The organism is Priestia sp. SRI_019, from assembly GCF_057586255.1.
Genome location: NZ_JBYCZN010000002.1, coordinates 606,778 through 628,596, shown reverse-complemented (window position 1 = coordinate 628,596; position 21,819 = coordinate 606,778). Strand labels below are relative to the sequence as shown.

Sequence of the window (21,819 nt, the reverse complement as noted above, 5' to 3'; positions counted from 1 at the left end):
TGGCGCTATGCGATTTATTAAATTTAACGACAAAAATGTAGATTCCTTTCTCTATATGGAGCTGGCGGATTTAACGAAAACATTAACAAAAAATGATGAAATTGAAGTAGAGTATCGCGTTTCATCTTATTATGATCCTGTACACGGCATTATTTATCTCAGTCACTTTTGGGATAACCGTCCAGAAGAAGACAAAGTGTACGGCTTAAAAAGTGATGTGTTTTTAAGAAGTATTGGAAGCTATAAGCATTCAAACTTCAAAGAAATTAATGCATATTTAAAGAAAATAAATAAAACGTCGGTACCTAGCTTAGCTAAGCAGCTGTTTATGCTGTTTGAAGATATTCGTTTAGAAGAAGTATGCAAACGCGAACGTCCTGGAACGAAAAAAGCCTTCGCCGTCAGAAGGGAGCTCTATAGAAAATATTTTGCTACACAAATGAGCGCAAATTTAACAAAAAGCGTGTACACGGATGCAATTTTTAACGGCATTTACTTGCTATTAACGGCTGAAAATCCGTTTGAAGAAATTCCTTCAATGAGTGAATCGATTAACTTAGCGATGCCTTTTATTCGCAGACAGCTAACAAATGTATATGAAGCTAAAACAACAAAAGATGTATCGCGCATCTGCCTTGAACTCGTAGATGTTTTTGATGATATTATCGAAAAAGATATGCTTAATACTTATTTCTTCTTGGCTGAACTTCAGTATGATCAGCTAGAAGAAGGGTTAACATTTGAAGATTTAAAACGCAAAGATTCATTAGTGAACGATGATATTTTAGAGCATGAAAAAGACGGAGATGAAGACATTCACGAAGAGAAAATGGAAATGTGGCATAGAGAGACAAGCGAAGCGACGCAAAGTTTTCTACAGTTTGATATGGATCAAGGTTCAAAAACAGACATGCTAGGCGATGGTGTTCGTGAAGGCGACGATGGAGATCAAGCAATGGGAATGGTGCAAGGATCTTCTCAAAAAACATCGCGAAACGATTATTCTCAAATCGAAGCCATGGAGCAAACGCATCCGGAAAAAGACGGGGAAGCGGATTATGAGTATGGGAAAGAAAATAAGCATGCCTATGCTGTTTTTGTAGATTCTAAACTTCCGAACGACGATCACGTTGTTCAGTATGATGAGAATAAAAAAATCATTGCATCGTATCAAAAGAAATTAAAGCAAATGATTGAAAAAACGCTTGAACATAAAAAAACGCTGCCTAGAAGCGAGCTGCACTTTGGCCGATTAAATAAAAAGCTTCTAAAACTATGGACAGATGATAATCCTCGTCTGTTTTATAAAAAAGATGAAGATTCTGCGCAGATTGATGCCGTCTTTTCTCTTTTAGTTGACTGTTCCGCGTCGATGTACGATAAAATGGATGAAACGAAGCTTGGAATTACGCTATTTCATGAAGCGTTAAAATCCGTTATGGTGCCTCATCAAATTGTAGGGTTTTGGGAAGATACAAATGATGCCACCGAAACGAGCCAGCCTAACTACCTGCAGACGGTTATGGACTTTCAAGCATCGTTAAAGCGTAAAAGCGGTCCTGAAATTATGCAGCTTGAGCCTGAAGAAGACAACCGTGATGGATTTGCCATTCGCCATATGACACGCCGCTTGCTTCAGCGTTCTGAACAGCAGAAGTTTTTACTTGTGTTTTCAGACGGTGAACCAGCCGCTATGGGATATGAACAAAATGGTATTGTAGATACGCACGAAGCGGTATTAGAAGCACGCAAGCACGGAATTGAAGTCATTAACGTCTTTTTATCCAACGGGGAAATTGATGAAGGACAAAAGAAAACCATTCAAAATATGTACGGAAAATATAGTATTCTAGTACCAAACATCGAAGAACTTCCCGATGTGCTATTTCCTTTACTGAAGAAATTACTTCATAAAAGCATTTAAAAAAGTCGAAGCATATTGCTTCGACTTTTTTTGCTATTGACCGTTAAAGAGGAGCGAGGTAAGTTAAATATATATGAAAAAGAGAGAAGGAATGGCAAGTGGAAGGAGTTCAAACGTCATCTAGAAGAGCATGGGGGCTGCTGCTTGTAATCATTGGCGCCACAATGTGGGGAGTATCTGGCACGGTGGCTCAATATTTATTTCAGCATAAAAGTTTTAACGCAGAGTGGCTGGTTGTCGTTCGTATGTTAGTATCCGGATTGCTGCTTTTGGCAATAGCCTCTAAGCAACGCAATATTTTTGCAATTTGGAAAACAAAAGAAGAGAGGACTTCGCTGCTTTTGTTTGGTGTAATCGGTATGCTCGGCGTGCAGTATACATATTTTGCAGCTATTGAAGCAGGAAACGCTGCTACAGCTACAGTGCTTCAATATACGTCGCCAATATTTATTATTGGCTATTTAGCTGTGCAAGCAAGAAAATGGCCGGTGAAAGTAGAAATGATTTCTGTTGCTCTCGTCATAACGGGGACCTTTTTTCTTGCAACAAGCGGAAATTTTAACGAGCTGTCTATTACAGGATGGGCGTTGTTTTGGGGGATTGGGGCAGCTGTGACGTCTGCTTTTTATACGCTTCAGCCTAAACGCCTTCTTGCGAAATGGAGCTCAATTGAAGTAGTAGGCTGGGGAATGGTAATAGGAGGTGTAAGTTTTTCATTTATTCACCAGCCGTGGCATATAGCCGGTGAGTGGTCGCTATTGTCGCTGTGTGCGGTGCTATTTGTGATTATCTTTGGAACGCTCATTGCCTTTTATTGCTACTTGGAAAGTTTAAAGCATATTAGCGCTTCTGAAGCCATTGTTCTTGCGTCAGCGGAGCCTTTATCAGCAGCTGCGCTATCTGTTCTATGGCTTCATGTGACTTTTGGGTGGACGGAGTGGCTAGGTACAATTCTTATTATCGCTACGGTATTTTTGCTTTCTCAGCGAAAGCCAGAGATGACATCATAAATAAAAAGGACTTTCAAATGAAAGTCCTTTTTATTTTTATAGAGGTTTTAGCGTAAACGTGTTTGTATACGAGCGGTTAGCATATAGCGTGTAATCAGGATGTGTTTTAGCTTGCCAGCTGTCGTCTCCGCCAACGCCCATTTGCTTGTAATTAACCCGTACGGTTACTGAATCGCTTGACGGCAATTTGTAAAAATGATCGTAAGCCTCCAGTTCAAAAGGTGAGTAAGGTAAAGCATTCAGCTCGACTGTTGGCAAACCTTTTATCAAAAAGCCGCGTCCTTGATTGTTTGTAATAGTGGCCCATCGAACGTCCGTTTTATTTCCGCATTCTTGAGGGCGTAAATACGGTGTGACTTGCTCTTTTACACTGCCTTTATGAAGGGCCAGCTTAGCGCCAGTTTTACGGTCCCAATAATTTTCATGAGGGCCTCTTCCGTACCATGTTAAAGAATCAAAAGCCTCGTCCATCGCAAACAGCATGCCGATTTCAGGAATTTCAGGCATTGTCTCAGAAGGTGCTAAAGATTGTTCAATCTTCATTTCACCATCGTTATATAGCGTATACGTTACATAGCAAGAAGCAAGAGAGTTGTCTAAAGCTAGTTCAACCGAAATGATAACAAAGTCAATTTGCGGCTGAACGGTTATTTTTTGCACATGCTGCTCTAAGCTTGCTTGACGCCACGTTTGACATCTTTCATGCAGTTTATTTCCGAGGTCATTATCGGTTACTGCACGCCAGAAATTCGGACGGAAACCCGACGCAAGCAGCTCGGTGCGTTCATAGTTGTAAGAAATAAACTGTCCTTTTCGCTTATCAAAAATAGCCGTGAAGTTAGATCCAGTAACCGTAAGTGTTTGTTCATTTTGGTCAACGGTTAAAGCAGGATGAGCAGCTTTTACTGAAGGTACAGCGGTTTTAGCAGGCAGTACAAACTGTTCGTACGCCACTTCATATCCAGCTGAAGCCCAAGCTGTATCTTTGGACAATCTGAGAGAAAGAGTTAAAACAAATTCATCAGTTTCATTTTCTTGCTCATAAAGAGGATAAGAAAGCGTCAGTTCGTCTGTATTATCAGGAGCTACATTTAAAAGAGACGCATGCTTTTTAACGAGTTCACCGTTTTTTTCAACAGTCCAAACAAAATCATAGGCGTTCAAGTTTGTAAACAAGTGTTTGTTTTGAACGGCAAATTTTCCTTTAGAAGCGTCGATTGCTGTCCACTTTACAGGCTGATAGCATTTTTTTACTTCTGCAATTTTTGGGCTAGCTGTCCCATCAGCAAAGATTAAGCCGTTTCCGCAGAAGTTGCCATCGTTTGGCGTATCACCAAAATCTCCGCCGTAAGCTAAGTAAGAAGTACCGTCTTCAGCTGTTGTTTGAAGAGCTTGATCTTTCCAGTCCCATATAAAACCACCTTGCAAGATTGGATATTGATCGAACAGCTCCCAGTATTTGTACAGATTTCCGCATGAATTGCCCATTGCATGACTGTATTCACATAAGATGTAGGGTTTTTTCGGATTCATTAATGCATAGCGCTCTACATCTGCTGGCTTAACGTACATCGTGCTTTCTATATCTGAAGCATCATAGTCGCGATGATGGAAGATTCCTTCGTAATGAACAAGTCTCGTGGAATCTTTTTCTTTAAAAAAGGTATACATATGCTGAAAGTTTTCTCCGCCAAATGATTCGTTTCCAAGCGACCAAATAATGATAGAAGGGTGATTTTTGTCACGTTCGTACATAGAACGACAGCGATCCAATACGTTTTCTTTCCATTCTGGCTTGCTTCCTGGAACGGCTTTTTGCTCACCTTCTTGTAAATAAGTCCACGTTCCGTGCGTTTCTAAATTGGTTTCATCAATAACGTACAGCCCGTATTCATTACATAGTTCATACCATACTGAATCGTTGGGATAATGGGATGTACGCACCGCGTTAATATTATGCTGCTTCATCAGCAAAATGTCGTGAAGCATATCTTCGCGCGTGATGCCTGCCCGGCCTTTTGCTGAATCAAATTCGTGGCGATTCACTCCTCGAAGTACAATACGCTTGCCGTTGATTGTCATAAGACCGTTCTTTAGTTCAAACGTACGGAAGCCGACTTTACAGCTTTCTGTTTCAATAATAGAACCAGCAGAATTCTTTAAGCTGAGTACAAGCGTATACAAATTAGGACTTTCTGCGCTCCATTTTGCAGGGCTGTTAATGTGTGTACGCAAGGAGACTGTACGTTGATCGCTCACACTTAAATTTGTTTGCAGCGGAGCTTGTAGTACTTCTTGGCCATTCGCGTCATACAGCATGGCTTCAAATGTTAGATCTTGAGTATCGTGCTCAAAGTAATTTAAAATATCAGCTGAAACGATAAGTTCACCATCTTGGTAGTTGTTATCAAGCGACGAACGAACGCTAAAGTCATAGATGTGAACCGGTGGAGTAGAATAGAGATACACATCTCGGAAGATGCCGCTCATTCGCCAAAAATCTTGGTCTTCAAGCCAGCTTGCATCACTCCAGCGATATACTTCTACTGCTATCGTATTTTCACCATCGTGAAGGTAAGAAGTTATATCAAATTCAGCTGGAGTAAAGCTGTCTTCGCTGTATCCAACAAACTCACCGTTAACCCATACGTAAAAAGCAGATTCAACGCCTTGGAAGCTGACGTACACGGGCTGATCTTTCCATTCTGATTTAGGTGTGAAAGTACGGACGTACTGACCGACAGGGTTATATTTAGTCGGTGCAAAAGGAGGTTCGAGCTCTTCACTTTCAACCCAAGGGTATGTCACGTTTGTATATTGAGGATAGTCATATCCTTGCAGCTGCCAGTGTGAAGGAACTGAAATAGAGTCCCATTTCTCATATGAAAATTCAGGAGCGAAAAAGTTTTTGACGCGGCCATTTGCATTTTCAGCAAAATGAAAATACCAGCTGCCATTTAAGCTTTGATAGTAAATAGAAGATTTTCTATCATTTTTTAAGGCTTCTTCGACCGTTTGATAAGGCATAAGTAAAGCATGTGCTTTTGAACGGTTCAATTGAAAAATTTCAGGGTTGTTATTCCATTCAGGATATCCGTTTGCAGGTGCTGTGTAATGAAATTTCTTGCCGGTTTTTAACATGTCGATCCCTCATTTCTAAAGTACTAGGTTATTAGTTTATATGAAGATGATAACGTTTTCTGAAAACCTTATCAATCTAATTATTTTCATGATAATATAACTATATTCACATAAAAAGGGGGAAATAATGTGGACCGTATGTACTTTCCGGCTCTTTCAGATGAAGATATGAAACTGCCATTCTATGTTACAAGCGCTGGAAGCTGGAGACACCAAACACATATTAACCGTCAGGGAGAGTTTCCTGATTATCAATGGATTCAATGCATAAAAGGAAGAGGCGAGCTTCGTGTAAATGACGAGGTTTATATTATAAAAGAAAATGAAGGGATGTTTCTAACGCCGCACGTTCCGCACGAATACTATCCCGTTACGAGCGAATGGCAAGTATGCTGGGTTTCTTTTAACGGAAGTGTGATTGATGATATCATGCTTTCTCTTCAATTTATTAATTCGGGGAAAATCGTCCTTACAAATGCTGAAAGTCTTCATAGGATGCTACAAGAACTAATGAATCGATTAGAAGAAAATCATACTTCTAGCACCATGCAGTGCTCTGAACTACTATATAGCGTCATTTTAAAACTTCGCCAAGACAGCGTATATATAGAAAGCAAAAGTCGGCTGCAGCAAATTACTCAGCTCAACCCAGTCCTTCGTTATATCGAGGAATATTATCATCAGCCGTTAACGCTAGAAGTACTGGCGCAGCAGCTCAACGTAACGGAGCAGTATACGTGTTTGCTTTTTCAACAATCTCTTGGCATCCGACCATTTGAATACGTAACGCGCGTGCGGATTCAAAAAGCAAAGAAACTGCTGCTTAAAAACAACCAAATCTCTGTACAAGATATAGCAAGACAAGTAGGGTATGAACATCCAAGCTACTTTATCAAGCGTTTCAAAGAACAGGAAAACGTTACGCCAACTATTTTTCGGAAAATGTATTTTTCATAAGCTACATATATCGGGTTTTTTCTAGGTCATAAGGCATGGTGTGTATGCTGGTTATTTCGTACGAGTTTTAAAAAAGAAATTAAATGTAGTTTTAAGTGAAAACGGGGAGGAAAAGTAGAGAGAAGAAACAAAAAGGAGGGATAAACGTGTTTGGGTTAAATGATCTTCCAAAGTTTGTGTGGTCATTCTGTCTTGTATTGCCACTTGTATCATTTGTTCATCAGCTGGGGCATTCCGTCATGGCAATTATTTTCGGAGGGAAGGTCGATTTTACTATTGGGCGGGGGAAAACGATTCTTAAAATGGGGAAATTTAAAATTAAGTCAGTCTATTTTTTAGACTCGTTTTGTAAATATGAAAATCTTAAGAATGACAGTCGCATTTCTCATGCAGTGGTGTATGCGGGTGGTGTACTGTTTAATTTGCTTACTATTTTTATAATAAATGGATTAATTATGGCTAATATTCTGCCTGAAGATATATTTTGCTATCAATTTGTTTATTTTTCAGTCTATTATGTTATTTTCTCACTGCTGCCAATTCAATATACAGAGACATCTGCAAGTGATGGACGTGCTATATATAACGTATTACGGTACGGGAAAACGTGTGATCCAGATTAAAGGGCTGTGTGTAGCAGCCTTTTTTGGTGCGTTTTTTCTCGTTCATTTAAATAAAAAAAGGAAAACTTTACGAAAAGAAAATAGTAGCGGATAATAAAGATAGTAGATGTTGGAATGTACGAAAGGAGAGGATTCATACGATTATTGAGACAGAACGAATGACGCTGCGAGCCATGGCCGAAAGCGATGCAGGCAATTTACTGAAAATCTTTGAGGATGCTGAAGCAATGAAGTATTATTCTTCTACTAAAAGCGAACAAGACACACGCCGCTGGATTCAATGGATGAAGCAGCATTATCAAACGTACGGCATTAGCATGTGGGTCGCCGAGGATAAACAGAAAGGAGAGTTTCTAGGGCAGTGCGGCATGGTTCTTCAAAAAGTAGACGGAAAGGTAGATCCAGAACTTGGTTATTTATTTTTACGCAGCCGCTGGGGGAAAGGCTATGCGAGTGAAGCAGCAAAAGCTTGCTTAGATTATGGACTTCATACGCTGAAATTTCAGAAGATTATATCATTAATAGATCCTGACAATTCCTCCTCGATTAAAGTGGCTGAAAGAATTGGCATGAAAAACGAAAAGCAAGTTAACAAATGGGACAAATCATTATTCTTTTATAGTATATATAATGAAAAATGAGAGTATAGGAGTGTTAGCATGATCAACATTAAGAACGTTTCGGTAAAACGAGCAGAAAAAGAAATTTTAAAAAACGTGTCGTGGTTAGTGGAAAAAGGGGAACATTGGTGTTTGCTTGGGTTAAACGGTTCCGGAAAAACGACGCTTTTAAATATAATCAACGGATATATCTGGCCTACAAAAGGCCAAGTAGAAGTTCTTTCAAGGAAATTTGGAGAAACAAATCTGTCTGAGCTCAGAAAAGAAATCGGATGGGTAAGTTCTTCGCTTCAGCAGCGGTTTCGAGATGAAGATACGGTTTTAGAAATGATTTTAAGCGGCAAATTTGCATCTATTGGTTTATATGAACAAGTGGAGCAAAAAGATATGAACCAAGCCATAGAATTAATGCAGCTGCTAAATTGCGCAGATTTACAAAATCAGGCGTACGGAACACTTTCTCAAGGAGAGCGCCAGCGAGTGCTAATTGCCCGAGCTCTTATGGCTTCACCGAAGCTTTTAATACTTGATGAGCCATGTACAGGTCTAGATATAATGGCCCGAGAACAGCTTCTTCAGCTGATTGCAAAAATGGTAGAGCAGCCAAAAGCGCCTACGCTTATTTATGTTACTCACCATGTAGAAGAAATTTTGCCGTGCTTTACCCATACGCTTTGTATGCGCCAAGGAGAAGTGTTTTCTTCTGGAAAAACAAAAGACCAGCTCACTGAGCCGCATCTTTCTAAATTTTTTAATCACGCCGTAGAGATTCAGCAGCAGAAGGAACGCACTTGGCTGTCATTAAAAGAACCGGTAAAAAGCTGAGCTAGCGTCGTGAAACCTTCTTACATACCATGGGAAAAAGAGCGCTGCTTGCAATGGAAATAAGCTCATTGTGGAAATAATGTTTACATGCTACATAAATAGTGGTGCCGCAAATAATATCAACTAGTAAAAAAGCAGCAATGTCATGTTTATCAATGGTTACAAATACAAAAGAAGAGGAATCATAAGCTGTCATCGTTGGCTCCTTTAGTTATATCGTTATGTTACTTTATTCACAAAAGGCTTGGGCTATACGAACTTTTAAAGAAGTACGATGATGAAAGCTGGTTCTCTTTTCTAAAGCTGATAATACTCTTGTTCGAGTATACTCATGATAAGATCTGTCTGAAATGCTTCTTCAATAAAAGCACCTTCACGCTCTATTCCTTCTTTTACAAAACCGCATTTTTCATAACAAGCAATGGCTCTATGGTTGTATTCGAGCACTCGTAAATCAACTCTGTGCAAGTGAAGGTGTTCAAATGCGTACGCAAGTACCAATTTTGTAACTTCAGTGCCGAGCCCTTGATTCCAAACGGAAGAATCAAATAAACCAATTGCATACCGTGCGCGCCGGTCGTATTCGTTAACGGTCAGCCGGGCTTCTCCAACAAAACGCTGCTGATATTCAATACACCAATTCAGCTTTTGAGACTTTATGTACTCGACGTGCCGCTTGGCATCTTGTAATGTAAGAGGTTTTAAGTTTCGGGTATCGCCTCCGTACATGCGAATAAGTTCTTTTGTTTGCTTGCATGCTAAATAGTCATTTACATCGCTGTCTTTTGGTTTTCTTAGTATCACGTTTTTTTCTTTTAGAAGTGGTGAATCATTATTCATTTGATGCATCCTTTCTTTTCTAACATTTAAAAAGGTATTCCACTTGTTTCTTAAAAAACCTGCTTTTACGTATAAAAAGAAATTGAGACATAACTAGGTCCATCGAATCTTAAGACAAACAAATGGGATCAATGTGCTAGTATGGCGTGCTTTTTACGCTGCGGTTGACTTCCGTGCAAGCCTTGGACTTCCGCAGGCGGCCGATGAGACTCCTCGTCGCAAACGTTCCTGCGGTTTCTCATCTATTTCGCTTTTCCCTCAGGAGACTGCCCCTTGGCTTCTCATTAACTGCTGAAAGCAGCTACATACATGAAGCCTACGTTCACCCTACAAATGAAAAAATCCGAACGAGTTAGATTCTCAAGCAAGAATCTCAATTCATCGTTCGGATTTCCCTTCAGCTAAACTACTTTTGTCCCAGCCTCTTTACGAAGAATGTTTTTTTGCGTAGTGGGCAAGTGCAAGAAGAGGAAAAATATCATTGTAGCTGTGGTACTGAATATAAAATTGTCCAGGAAGACCAATTCCCGTGGGGTAATGAGTTTGCTGCTCTGTAAGATTTGGATTCAGTAAAAATTTAATTCCTTTTTCAACGGCTCTATCTTTTAACGGACATATTGTCATTAAAGCATCGAGAGCCCAAGCCGTTTGAGAAGGGGTGCTAAACGATAGTGGCACATATTTTTTTAAAGAAGCGCTATAGCATGATTCTCCGAATCCACCGTCTTCTTGTTGAATGCTTTTGAGCCAGTTGATAGCTTTGATGATACGCGGATCAGAAGCAGAAACCCCTACAGCACGGAGCCCTGTAATAGCGGCCCACGTTCCGTAAATGTAGCAAACTCCCCACCGGCCGTACCAGCTCCCGTTATCCAATTGACGATCAAACAGCCATTTTACTGCAGCTTTAATCGAAGGGTGGGATTTATTCATACCAGCAAAGTTTCCGAGGCACTCAAGCACTCGACCGGTTAAATCGGCAGTAGCCGGATCCGTCGCTGCATCTTTTGCATTTTCAAGCGGAAGATAAGTAAATAAAATAGAGTCGGTATTTTTTTCAAATGCAGCAAAACCCCCGTCTTTGTTTTGCATGGACAGCAGCCAGTTAATGCCTCTTTGCCAAGACTCCAAATAATCTGTATCGGTTTGCGCTCTTCTAGAAAGAGCTCTGATAGCAGCAGACGTATCGTCTAAGTCAGGGTTATTCGTATTAATATCGGAAAATCCCCAGCCTCCAGGCGCTGTATTTGGGTTATGAAACTGCCAATCTCCAAGCTTTGTATGCTGTCTTTTCTTTAAGTAGCGAGTTGTGCCTTTAATCATGGGGTCTTGCTGCTGTACACCTGCTTCCTGTAGAGCGTAAGAGAGCAGCGCGGTATCCCAAACGGTTGACGTGGAGTTTTCTACGTGCACGTGGCCGCTGCATGTACTAAGTAGTGAACAAATACCGTCAATTGCTTTTTCGATCACAAATGAATCTTTTTTATAGCCAAGAGCCAAAAGACCGTAAATCATAAAAAAAGTAGAGGTGGCGTAGCTGTAGAGTGTTCCATCTTTTTCAATTCTTTCTAGCATGTAACGCTCCGCTGCTTGATAACCAAGCTTGTGGATGTAAGAAGGTAAAGAAGCCAGCTGTTTTAAATGGTCGACTAAAAAAATAGAAGCGCGTGATCCTTGAGTAGTTTCCTCCGGTTCCTGTTTTTGTTCTCTTACATCTAAATGAGAAAGAGAAGGTGTATGCCTAGAAGTAAGTGAAAATTTTTTGTTTCCTGCTACCATCATCGGAACGAAGTGAATTCTGGCATAGGTGCTTAATTCATAAAAGTTAAGCGGTACATAGGTAGGTACGAGCAAAAGAGAAAGCGGGAGGTAAAATAGCTTTGGCCACTCGTATAAGCCGTTAACAGAAAGCATCCATCTTGTGAGAAAATGAGCGCGCGAAATGCCTCCCGAATCTATAATATATCTTTCTGCTTTTCGCAAAATCCGGTCATTTTTTTGGTAATAGCCTGAATATAAAAGAGCTGTATAAGCTTGAATAGTGGCGGATAAGTTATGTTCTTCATCATCAAACAACGTCCAAAGCCCCTCTTGATTTTGAAGGGAAACGATCCGTTCGGTTAATTGTTTAATCAACACTTCTTTATCTAAATCAAAGGTGCGAAGAAGCATAATTAAAAACGCATCAGGCATAACGCCTGTTTCAAAACAGTAGCGAAATGACCCGTCATTTTTTTGTGTTGGGCGCAGATAGGCGATTCTTCGCTGAATCTCTAGCTGAACTTCCTTTAGCAATATGATCACCTCTTATGATAATGCTTTTTCAATCTTTCGACCTGTTTCTTTATAACTGTATTCAAAGGAAGAGAGTTCTATGAGAGGAGAAAGTTGCAAAGAATAGAGCGCTTGCTGCACAATAAAGGTACTGGAAAATTGGAGTGATAGAAGTGAAAGAAATACAGGTAGAAGTCATTCAAGGACGAGGCTCTTACCGAGAGCTTGGTAAAATGCAAGGGGAATTACATAAAGGAACAAAGCTGTTTGAAAATCATCAAAAAAGAAGAAAACGTTCATTACGAAGCTATCAAACGATAGCAAAAGAAGCTCGTCATTATTACGACTTATTTGCTCTGGGACTGTGGGATGAGCTAGTGGGATTAGCAGAAGGCTTAGATTGGCCTCTTGAAGACGTTATTCATGAGTACAGCGGGTATCAGCAAGAGTGGAAAAAAACGGGATGTTCGGCTCTTATGCAGCACGGCGTGTATGTACGAAACTATGATTATCATCCTAAAACGTACGAAGGCCGATTTTTGCTTTTTCAGCCAAAGGAAGGATATGCAAGCGTCGGATTTGGAACGAGAATGATTGGGCGAATGGATGGAATGAATGAAAAAGGACTGGCAATTGGCTATCATTTTGTTAATCGCCGCCGTCAAACAAACGGATTTATTTGCTGTACGCTCGCTCGGTTTATTTTAGAAACATGTGAAACGACAGAAGAGGCTGTTGCTATTTTAGAAAGAGCACCGCATCGTCATGCGTTTAATTATTCCATTTATGACCGCAGCGGACAGGGAGCAGTAGTCGAAGCATCCGGACGAGGCGTTCATGTACAAAGAGGGACGATAATGGGGTGTACGAACCATTTTAATCAGCTAGTCGAAGAAAATCGTCATCATTTGGTAGAATCAAAGGAAAGGCTCGATCATATTCGAGATCATATTGAAAAAAAGCTATCGCCTCTTGAAGCTTTTTCTTTATTTAATGAAGATGAATACGGTATTTTTAAAGAAGATTACCGGAATTCTGCTGGAACGCTTCATACAGTAGCATATGTACCGGAGACGCTGCAAGTCATTGTGGGGATTGGACGAAAAGCAAAGCCTCTCATTTTCTCGTTTGAAGATTGGGTGAAAGGAGAACAATTAACTATAACGAAAATAAAAGGAACGGTAAATACAGATGAACCATTTCCGTTTCAGTAAGGAGCAGCATAATGAGAATTGTAACGAATCAAGAGATGTATCAAGTGGATAATTATATGATGAATACAATTGAGATGAGTGAAGAGTCCCTTATGGAAAATGCCGGGCAGGCTGCTGCTAACGCGCTGAGTGAGCAAATCGAAAAACATGAAAATATAGGGCTGCTTATAGGAACGGGAAACAATGGAGGAGACGGCTTTGTTATTGCCCGTGCTTTGAAGTCAAAAGGCTATGAAGTTGACGTCTGGGTAGTTCCTGCACGGGAAAAAATAAAAGGTGCGGCTAAAAAAGCCATGATCATCTATGAAAATGCCGGGTTCACGTGGCAATCGGCGGAAGATAACTTCTCTGTAAAAAAGTATACGGTGATTATTGACTGTCTACTAGGGATAGGAGTAAAAGGCAGTATCAAATCTCCTTACGATAACATTATAAAAAAAATAAACGATTCTAATGCTTACATATACAGCATCGATGTCCCAAGTGGAGTAATGGAACAGAAGCAAGAGCTTACGGTACGTGCAGATGCTACGATTACGCTTCAGCAGCCGAAAATCACGGCATTTACATACCCGAGTAAAGAAAGTTACGGTGAATTGATTGTAGTAGATATCGGTATTCCGCCGCTAGCAATTGAAAAAAGTTCATCTCTTAAGGAAGTATGGTCAACTCAGCATATTAAACAATCTTTTCCCATTCGAAACGCTTCGTCTAATAAAGGTACACATGGAAAAGGAATCGTAATAGGAGGTTCGCTTCAAACACCCGGAGCGCCGATGCTAACGTCAAAAGCAGCGCTCACAAGCGGAGCGGGACTTTTAACGCTTGCGCTTCCGAGTGATATTCATGCGATTGCAGCTGCTCATATGCTGGAAGTGATGTATAAACCATGTCCAAGCAAAGATGGATTTTTTGCAGGCGAGATTCCTTTAAAAGAAGGGAAGTATGATGCAATTGCAGTCGGACCAGGGCTTGGGAGAACGAAAGAAACGAAGAAAGTCGTCGAACAAGTGCTTCACCAGCCGGTTTCTGTTGTGGTGGACGCCGATGCTCTTTTTCATCTTCCCCATTTAGAAAAAGAAGTAAAAGAAAGAGAACATGCAACGATTTTAACGCCTCATCCGGGAGAAATGGCAAGGCTCGTGGACACAACAATCGCCGAAGTAGAAGCAAATCGATTTTCAATAGCTAGGCAATACGCAGTAGAAAATGGTGTGTACCTTGTATTAAAAGGTCCAAACACGATTGTTACAACACCTGACGGAAAACAATACGTAAATACCACTGGAAACGCGGGACTTGCAAAAGGCGGAACGGGTGACACTTTAACAGGGATCATCCTGGCTTTTATTATGCAGCATGATTCTCTTCAAGAAGCAATCAGTAATGCGGTATATGTTCACGGAAAAGCAGCGGATGTGCTGCTCGATCAGGGGCATACAATGATGGATATGTTAGCAAGCGACGTTATTTCTGCACTGCCGGCAGTATTCGAACAGCTGAGTGAGAAGTAATTTCTTCTGGATTGTTAAAATTTGTTGACAAAATCCTTCAAAAAGTTGTCAAAACTCTTTGTAAATGATAACGTTATTTTACGTAAGATTTTACATAGAAAGAAAGTGATGTTGTGTACTACTCAATGAGACCAAGAGGCATTCATTTAGCTGTGCCTACACTTTTCTTCCTTATCACAGTCGTGTTATTTGCGATGATGCAGTTTGGTTTTTATTTGGATTCCAGCATTCTTCGTAAAATTTGGGTCATCGTTATGGCTTTATTGCCCATTGCTGGACTAATCACGGCTATTAAAGGTAGAAGAGGAAGCGCAAAGCCGTGGTTAATTATAGGGAACGTGATTCTTATTTTAACCGTTACAATAATGAGCGTACAGGCTATTATTTACTAAACAAAAAACGTGTTCGCCAAATAGGCGGACACGTTTTTATTAGGAAAGAGAAACGATTTGCTTGGTTACATAGGCAGCTTCTCCTGCGATTACCACACCATACGTATTCTCTTTTTTTGTAATTTCTACATGAACGAAGCCATCTTTATCTATTTCCTGTCCTTGCTCAATCACAAATTGCCAGCGTTCGTTATCTTGCTGGTCCACATATCTTGCATAATAGGCGCCCATTACGCCTGATGCTGTTCCAGTTACGGCGTCTTCTACGGTACCTGAAAATGGTGAAGAGAAATGTCTTCCGTGCATATGGGCTTCTGAGTGAATCGTTTCAAAACAAAAGGGATGAATAGATGCTTTTGGCATATCTGTTAAAATATAAGGGAAATCTTCTTGATTAGGCTTCATCTTTTTACAGGCATCTAAATTTTTTAAAGGTACCATAAGCGTCCAGTTCCCTGTACTTCCATATACAATAGGAAGTCTTTGATCAAGGTCATCAATATGAAGATTAAGAGCGTTTGCCAGTTTTTCTTTTGAACCTGAAAACGGATGAAACTGCGGAGAAACTTGACTCATGGTGATAACAGGTTGTCCGTTTCTATTCTGTACAGTCATCGGCAAAATTCCAGCATTTGTTTCCACTGTAAATGTAGTTTTTGGAAGTTTGTTTTTACTATGTAAAGCATAAAGAGAAGCGACGGTCGCATGACCGCACAGATCTGCTTCTTGTCCGGGTGTAAAATATCGAATTCGTAAATCAGCGCGGGAAGATTTCATGATAAAAGCCGTTTCGTTAAACTGTGCTTGATAAGCAATTTTCTGCATTTCTTCAGCTGAAAAATCATCTCCGTTAAACACAATTCCCGCAGGATTTCCTTTATTAGGGCGCGTACTGAACGCATCGTATTGATAAACAATCGCTTCTTTCATAGAAATTACCTCCATTTTTATATCATTGTATGAAAGCTTTAACCAGTGTTATTAAATGATCGGCTATTAAAATAGTGAAATACCTGAACGTTAGAATAAAAAAACAGCAGTTTTACCTGCTGCTTTTCACTTCGCAAAACTATTCTTGCATCGCGGCATTTATTCCTTCTTTTCTAACTTCTAGCATATGAGTCGCTTTTTTATCAATATCTTTAGCTGTATCGGAAGAAATGACGCCTACGCTGCTTAAGTCATAGGCAAGCCTTGTAACAAACAGCTGCTCTCTTTGTGCTAGTGTGCCGTATGTAAGTGCAGCGGTTTTAGCTTGAATGCCACCCATATTTAATTCATCAGTAGAAGAAACTGCTTCTTTTTTTGCAGCTATTGCTTCTCGATAAAGAGAACCATATCCTCCAAACCCTACTTGGGCAATTAGAAAGTTATAAATGTCATCGGCCGATTTTTTAGAAGGCTGAGAAAAAGCTCTTTGAAATTTATTGCGCGGTAAAAAGTTTAGTGCTGCTTGCCTGCCATCTTCATAAATTTTTTCCTGTATTTCTTTAGTAGCTTTTTCGTCGTTTTTTTTCTGCGCTGCATCTAGCTGTTTGCGATATTTTTGAATAATGGCTCCGTCCTGCTGATTGTTTCCCTCTTTGAAAGTAGCTGCGGCTTGTGGAACATCTGACGTTGCTAGAGTCTCAGCAGCGTTATCTGAAGAAGAAAAGAACGTATTTTTGACAAAAATAAGTGCAAAGATAAGCAAAATAAACCATAAAAACCTGAATTTCTTAAACAAAATGTTCACCTCTGTATAATGTTTCTAAATTATGTAAAACAATATGGACCAGTATACAACAATTTTAGTGTCTTTTTACACATTTACCCAAAAATAAGAAAATAGTAAGAGGTGATTTTATTAATCTAATAGATATACAGGTTCATTGTTATGGTTCTAAAGAAACCATTGATCTATTTGTACTGATTCACATAATCGAATATGTTTTTGCTAATAAGGCTTAAAGTGACAAGGATAAAAAGCGTTCGGACGTACGTCACGCCTTTTGATAGAGCGACATTTGACCCGACAAAAGAACCCACGATCATGGCAAACCCCATAATTAATCCGTAAGAAAATACAACAGAATCGAAATATAAAAACACAAGCAAAGCACCTAAATTGCTGCCGAAATTTAAAAATTTTGCACTGCCTGCTGACTGCAGGAAATCAAATCCCATAAATAAAAAAGCGAATAAAATAAATGAACCTGTGCCTGCTCCTAAAAATCCATCGTAAAAGCCAATAATAAAAATAAGTACGGTAAAGAAAACAAGTTTCTTAATAGACAGCGGCTTATACGTGGACGTGGTGCCCCAGTTTTTTTTGAAGATTGTATAAATAGCAACTAAAACAAGAAGAATCAAAATAACAGGTTTCAAAAAAGCAGAGGATAGAAAATGAACGGTGATTGAACCTCCTAAAGAGCCAATAAATACAAAAGGAAACCATTTGCCTACAACGCGAAAATCGACTTTTCCGGATTTGACAAATCGAATGGTACTCGTTAATACGCCCATCGTTCCGGCTAATTTATTTGTAGCTAAGGCAGCAGCGGGAGGCAGGCCTAAAAATAAAAGGGCAGGCGTTGAAATTAAACCGCCTCCGCCAACTACAGAGTCTATGAATGCAGCTAAAAAACCAAAGAGTAAAAGCAAAAGAACAATCTGTAAACTTAATTCTTCCATAAAGCACCTTCCTCATGTCATAATATATAGTGACTACTTAAATAGTAACTATATAAAAAGCAGTTGTAAATATGTAAATGATGAAAATTTCAAATAACTTAAAAAACAGGGAGGTTTCCTTTATGGAAAATATTATTCAGCAGCTGCAGTCGCTTGGATTTAATCAGTATGAATCAAAAGCATACGTGACGCTTGTCAAAAAAGGATCTTCCACTGCTTATAGCATTAGTAAACATTCAGGTGTGCCAAGAGCGCGTGTATACGATATTTTACAAAGACTAGAGGAAAAAGGCATGGTGTTAAAAGAAGAGAGTAATGATGGCACCCAGTACACGTCGCTGCCCGTCGATGCTTTTTTACATTCGCTGCAGAAAAAATGGAACGAAACGTATGAAGACGTTAGCGAAACGCTTAAACGTCTTGAAACTGCAGAGTCTATAGAAGAAAGCAGGGTTATGACGATGAAAGGAGAAACAGCCATTCTTGCTTTTTGTGAGTCGCTATTGTTAAAAGCAAAAAATAAAATTGTCATCTCGCTTTGGCCCGATATTTATAATGAGTTGAAGCCTCTTTTATTACAGCTAAGGGAGAGTGTCACACTAAAAGGAATTGTGTTTGAACAAGATAAAGCAATGGAGGAATTTGACCGGCACCGTCATACGAGCTATACCGAAAACATTGGGAATCAAAACTGGTTTATTATATCTGTTGACAGCAGTGAAATGATTTATGGTCATAAAGAAATGGCGTACTATACAAATAACGCAGTCAACATTAATTTACTTGAAAATTATATTTGGCATGATATTCTCGTTAACAGACTTGTAGAAAAAAGTGATAGAGAAATGGACAGGTGGATCGAAAGGGAAAGAGAAAGTTTTTTTGCGTAGAAAAGAGACTTAGACATAACGAAATCACTTCTATCTAAAGATGAACAAACGGGGTAAATGATCTAGTATGAATAGCTTGTTACATCGCAGTTAATTTCCGTGCAAGGCTTCGCTTTCCGCGACCGGTCGATGAGCTTCCTCGTCGCTTACGAGCCTGTGAGGTCTCATCTGTTCCGCTTTTCCCGCAGGAGTCTTCGCCTTGCCCTCCAATTAACTACTGGAAGCAGCCGCCATGCATGAAAGCTACGTTCACCTTACCAACAGAAAAATCCGAACAAAGTTGATGCTCCATTAAGAGTCTCGAGTCCTCGTTCGGATCTTCCTTCAATTAAAATATTTTTGTTACAGCCTCTTTATATTAAAAAGTTTGGGCAAGTTTTTTTGCTTCTGCTATTCCTTTTTCTTTAATTTCTTGGGCTTTATCTGGCATGGCGTTATGCCCTTCCACAAAAATGCCGTCTAACGAAGGTACTCCGAAGAAATTCATCATAATCCCAATATAACGATGCCCCATTTCCATACCAGCTGCAGGGCCTTCAGAATAAATGCCTCCGCGCGCTTGAATATGAAGCGCTTTTTTATCCGTTAATAGCCCCACAGGACCCTCTGCCGTGTATTTAAATGACTTACCGGCTACGGCTACAGAGTCTAAATAAGCTTTCATAACCGGTGGAAACGAAAAGTTCCACATAGGCGTTACAAAAACATATTTGTCCGCTGATACAAACTGTTCGCTCAATTCTGCAAGGCGATTGACCTTTTCCTGTTCATGAGAAGAAAGTTCCGAGCCAGACTGAAGTTTGCCCCAGCCGCTAAATACATCCGCATCAATATGAGGGATATTTTCTTTATAAAGGTCAATATGTACAACTTCGTCACTTGAATTGTGCTCTTTGTAAGCATCGATAAATGCTTTTCCAGTTGCCATACTGAATGATTGAGACTCATCGTGAGGATGAGCTGTAATATAAAGTACTTTTGCCACGTCTTATCATCTCTTTCTTGTTTGAAATAATGTACTGTCTTATCGTTATCACTCCCATAAAAAACTATACGCGCTTTGTCAGGCAAGCTAAAAAAGAACGCAAGAAAGGGATGTCTATATAGAAAATAATGGTATAATGAGTGTTTGAATATTTACATAACAAGTATGTCTAACAGAAAGTAAATAAGAGGTGTCGAGATGAAAGAAAAATGGATAATTGTCACGGGTGCAGGTTTTGGAATTGGCAAAGAAATTGTAAAAGAGTGTGTGTCGAAGTGCTATTCAGTTATTGCTTGTGATATTAATGATGAAGCTTTGAGACAGCTAGCTGAAGATACAAAGGGCCAGGGCCATATTGAAACGTATGTAGTAGATGTTAAAAAAGGAAAGGATGTAAAAGATCTTTTTTATCAAATAAAAGATAAAAGTTTGTATGGGTTAGTTAATAATGCGGGCGTATATTTAGGAAAAAATTTATTGGACTATGAAGAAAACGAAATAGATTTTGTGATGGATATTAATATTAAAGGATATATTTATTTTTCCAAGTACTTTGGCGAATTATTAATGAAAAAAGAAACGGAAGGAGCGATTATTAATATATCCTCCGTGTCAGGAATGGAAGGAAGCTCCGATGCTATATATGGAATGTCTAAAGCAGCAATACTAGGATTAACCAAGAGCTGTGCGATGAATTTTTCTCCTTATATCCGGGTGAATGCTGTAGCACCTACAATGGTGAATACCGACATGATGAAAAACATTCCAGAATGGCGCAAAAATGAATACATCGCTCATCAGCTGATTCCAAGCTTTGTTACGCCTCAAGACGTGGCAGATACGGTTCTTTTTTTACTGAGCCCTCAAGCAAAACATTATACAGGAGCCACCTTTGATTTAAATAGCGGCTGTTATTTACGATAAATTATCTTTTAAACGAGGCTGGATAAAAATATTTTAGTTAAAGGCAAATTCGAATTATCAATCGATATTATTGACTGATCATTCGGTTTTTTTACTGTTATTATGAACGTTGGTTTTACCGCTTCTAGCTGTTGATTGGAGGGCAAGGCGAAGACTCCTGCGGGAAAAGCGGAACAGGTGAGACCCCGCAGAAGCGGAAGCGACGAGGAGGCTCACCGGCCGCCCGCGGAAAGCGAAGTCTTGCACGGAAATCAACAGCGGTGTCAAGAGCAATCCATATGGGTTTATTAATCCAATTTGCTCGTCTTTAGATTGAGTTAATTCCGTTATATCCCATCTTCCTTTTTGTTTTCTTAAGAATTCTTAAGAAATTTACTTAACGTTTCTTTAGATTTTTTTTCTATTCTAGAAAGAAAGAGTAGAAAGAAGGAATAGAAAATGAATTTAGCTTTTATGTATCAATATTTTCACCAGCCGCGAACGGTAGGAGCACTTTTGCCAAGTTCTACGCACTTAGCGAAAAAAATGGTAAAAGGAATTGATTTTGAACATGCAGACTGTATAGTAGAGTACGGGCCAGGAACCGGAGTTTTTACCCGTGAATTAATAAGAAGACGAAGCGCTTGTACAACTTTGCTTCTTATCGAATACAATCGGCATTTTTACGAAAAAGTAAAGGAACAAGTAAGAGATGAAAAAAATGTGTATGTGATACACGGATCCGCTGAACATGTTCAAAAGTACTTGATACAGTATGATATTCCAAAAGTGGATTACGTACTATCAGGTCTTCCTTTTGCTTCTTTAACGTCTGAAGTGTCGGACTGTATTTTGCAAAACACGCGCAGCGTATTAGCCGAGGAAGGGAAATTTATTACGTTTCAGTATACGAATTTAAAAAAACAGCTGATCCGCTCGTTTTTCCCTCACATTAAAGTGGAAAAAGAGTGGAGAAATGTTCCTCCTGCATATATTTTTACATGCGAAAAGAATCAGATATAAGGAGTTTGTAA

At 39.6% G+C, this 21,819-nt stretch carries 22 protein-coding genes; 14 read left to right on the top strand and 8 right to left on the bottom strand.

What is annotated here, in order from left to right; all coding sequences use genetic code 11:
* Positions 1-7: 7 nt before the first annotated feature.
* Positions 8-1,924, top strand: coding sequence for a vWA domain-containing protein (locus AC2YJL_RS13490; protein WP_251568012.1), 1,917 nt, complete (start codon positions 8-10; stop codon positions 1,922-1,924).
* Positions 1,925-2,022: 98 nt separating this feature from the next.
* Positions 2,023-2,934, top strand: a complete 912-nt coding sequence (locus AC2YJL_RS13485; RefSeq protein ID WP_230932533.1) for an EamA family transporter — start codon at positions 2,023-2,025, stop codon at positions 2,932-2,934.
* 36 nt (positions 2,935-2,970) lie between these two features.
* Here AC2YJL_RS13485 and lacZ read toward each other — a convergent pair whose 3' ends face one another.
* Positions 2,971-6,075 (bottom strand): beta-galactosidase, LacZ type, encoded by a 3,105-nt coding sequence (lacZ, locus tag AC2YJL_RS13480; RefSeq protein WP_407819016.1) that lies wholly within the window; start codon positions 6,073-6,075, stop codon positions 2,971-2,973.
* Positions 6,076-6,213: 138 nt separating this feature from the next.
* On the opposite strand from lacZ, the gene AC2YJL_RS13475 reads away from it, so the two are divergent.
* The 4 genes from AC2YJL_RS13475 (at position 6,214) to AC2YJL_RS13460 (ending at position 9,100) form a co-directional block, all read left to right on the top strand.
* Entirely contained in the window at positions 6,214-7,032 is an 819-nt protein-coding gene (locus AC2YJL_RS13475) for an AraC family transcriptional regulator (protein ID WP_230932817.1), read from the top strand.
* Positions 7,033-7,178: 146 nt separating this feature from the next.
* Positions 7,179-7,655: a site-2 protease family protein gene (locus tag AC2YJL_RS13470; RefSeq protein ID WP_028408675.1), complete on the top strand. Its 477-nt coding sequence runs from the start codon at positions 7,179-7,181 to the stop codon at positions 7,653-7,655.
* Between the two features lie 158 nt (positions 7,656-7,813).
* Positions 7,814-8,296 carry a GNAT family N-acetyltransferase gene (locus AC2YJL_RS13465; protein WP_195694163.1) on the top strand — a complete coding sequence of 161 codons (483 nt, stop codon included), beginning with the start codon at positions 7,814-7,816 and terminating at the stop codon, positions 8,294-8,296.
* 18 nt (positions 8,297-8,314) lie between these two features.
* Positions 8,315-9,100 (top strand): ABC transporter ATP-binding protein, encoded by a 786-nt coding sequence (locus tag AC2YJL_RS13460; protein WP_251568016.1) that lies wholly within the window; start codon positions 8,315-8,317, stop codon positions 9,098-9,100.
* A gap of 1 nt (position 9,101) precedes the next feature.
* Here AC2YJL_RS13460 and AC2YJL_RS13455 read toward each other — a convergent pair whose 3' ends face one another.
* On the bottom strand, positions 9,102-9,296 hold the full coding sequence (locus AC2YJL_RS13455; RefSeq protein ID WP_195694159.1) for a hypothetical protein: 195 nt from the start codon (positions 9,294-9,296) through the stop codon (positions 9,102-9,104).
* A gap of 101 nt (positions 9,297-9,397) precedes the next feature.
* Positions 9,398-9,940, bottom strand: a complete 543-nt coding sequence (locus AC2YJL_RS13450) for a GNAT family N-acetyltransferase (protein WP_487374779.1) — start codon at positions 9,938-9,940, stop codon at positions 9,398-9,400.
* Positions 9,941-10,073: 133 nt separating this feature from the next.
* Between AC2YJL_RS13450 and AC2YJL_RS13445 the strand changes: the two genes are divergently transcribed.
* Complete coding sequence (locus AC2YJL_RS13445; protein WP_195694155.1) at positions 10,074-10,235, top strand: hypothetical protein; 162 nt, start codon at positions 10,074-10,076, stop codon at positions 10,233-10,235.
* Positions 10,236-10,366: 131 nt separating this feature from the next.
* Here the strand turns inward: AC2YJL_RS13445 and AC2YJL_RS13440 are convergent, their stop codons facing one another.
* Entirely contained in the window at positions 10,367-12,244 is a 1,878-nt protein-coding gene (locus AC2YJL_RS13440) for a terpene cyclase/mutase family protein (protein WP_195694153.1), read from the bottom strand.
* A 143-nt stretch (positions 12,245-12,387) separates the two neighbouring features.
* Here AC2YJL_RS13440 and AC2YJL_RS13435 point away from each other — a divergent pair, with 143 nt between their 5' ends.
* From AC2YJL_RS13435 to AC2YJL_RS13425, 3 genes are all read left to right on the top strand, one after another.
* Positions 12,388-13,428, top strand: coding sequence for a C45 family autoproteolytic acyltransferase/hydrolase (locus AC2YJL_RS13435; protein WP_230932537.1), 1,041 nt, complete (start codon positions 12,388-12,390; stop codon positions 13,426-13,428).
* An 11-nt stretch (positions 13,429-13,439) separates the two neighbouring features.
* A complete protein-coding gene (locus AC2YJL_RS13430) occupies positions 13,440-14,942 on the top strand; it encodes an NAD(P)H-hydrate dehydratase (protein ID WP_251568017.1) in 1,503 nt (500 codons plus the stop codon).
* Positions 14,943-15,055: 113 nt separating this feature from the next.
* On the top strand, positions 15,056-15,334 hold the full coding sequence (locus tag AC2YJL_RS13425; protein ID WP_223268911.1) for a hypothetical protein: 279 nt from the start codon (positions 15,056-15,058) through the stop codon (positions 15,332-15,334).
* Positions 15,335-15,373: 39 nt separating this feature from the next.
* Here the strand turns inward: AC2YJL_RS13425 and AC2YJL_RS13420 are convergent, their stop codons facing one another.
* The 3 genes from AC2YJL_RS13420 to AC2YJL_RS13410 all read right to left on the bottom strand — a co-directional run bounded on the left by AC2YJL_RS13420 (position 15,374) and on the right by AC2YJL_RS13410 (position 18,007).
* Positions 15,374-16,264 (bottom strand): PhzF family phenazine biosynthesis isomerase, encoded by an 891-nt coding sequence (locus tag AC2YJL_RS13420; RefSeq protein ID WP_230932539.1) that lies wholly within the window; start codon positions 16,262-16,264, stop codon positions 15,374-15,376.
* A 139-nt stretch (positions 16,265-16,403) separates the two neighbouring features.
* Positions 16,404-17,069 carry a hypothetical protein gene (locus AC2YJL_RS13415; RefSeq protein WP_251568019.1) on the bottom strand — a complete coding sequence of 222 codons (666 nt, stop codon included), beginning with the start codon at positions 17,067-17,069 and terminating at the stop codon, positions 16,404-16,406.
* 164 nt (positions 17,070-17,233) lie between these two features.
* Entirely contained in the window at positions 17,234-18,007 is a 774-nt protein-coding gene (locus AC2YJL_RS13410) for a sulfite exporter TauE/SafE family protein (protein ID WP_195694142.1), read from the bottom strand.
* Positions 18,008-18,129: 122 nt separating this feature from the next.
* Here AC2YJL_RS13410 and AC2YJL_RS13405 point away from each other — a divergent pair, with 122 nt between their 5' ends.
* Positions 18,130-18,897: a TrmB family transcriptional regulator gene (locus tag AC2YJL_RS13405; protein ID WP_195694140.1), complete on the top strand. Its 768-nt coding sequence runs from the start codon at positions 18,130-18,132 to the stop codon at positions 18,895-18,897.
* 358 nt (positions 18,898-19,255) lie between these two features.
* On the opposite strand, the gene AC2YJL_RS13400 is transcribed toward AC2YJL_RS13405, so the two are convergent.
* Positions 19,256-19,882, bottom strand: a complete 627-nt coding sequence (locus tag AC2YJL_RS13400; RefSeq protein WP_251568021.1) for an FMN-dependent NADH-azoreductase — start codon at positions 19,880-19,882, stop codon at positions 19,256-19,258.
* A 198-nt stretch (positions 19,883-20,080) separates the two neighbouring features.
* Between AC2YJL_RS13400 and AC2YJL_RS13395 the strand changes: the two genes are divergently transcribed.
* The 3 genes from AC2YJL_RS13395 (at position 20,081) to AC2YJL_RS13385 (ending at position 21,808) form a co-directional block, all read left to right on the top strand.
* A complete protein-coding gene (locus AC2YJL_RS13395; protein WP_195694138.1) occupies positions 20,081-20,806 on the top strand; it encodes an SDR family NAD(P)-dependent oxidoreductase in 726 nt (241 codons plus the stop codon).
* A 131-nt stretch (positions 20,807-20,937) separates the two neighbouring features.
* Positions 20,938-21,117, top strand: coding sequence for a hypothetical protein (locus tag AC2YJL_RS13390; protein WP_195694136.1), 180 nt, complete (start codon positions 20,938-20,940; stop codon positions 21,115-21,117).
* Positions 21,118-21,244: 127 nt separating this feature from the next.
* Complete coding sequence (locus tag AC2YJL_RS13385) at positions 21,245-21,808, top strand: class I SAM-dependent methyltransferase (RefSeq protein ID WP_230932543.1); 564 nt, start codon at positions 21,245-21,247, stop codon at positions 21,806-21,808.
* Positions 21,809-21,819: the final 11 nt, after the last annotated feature.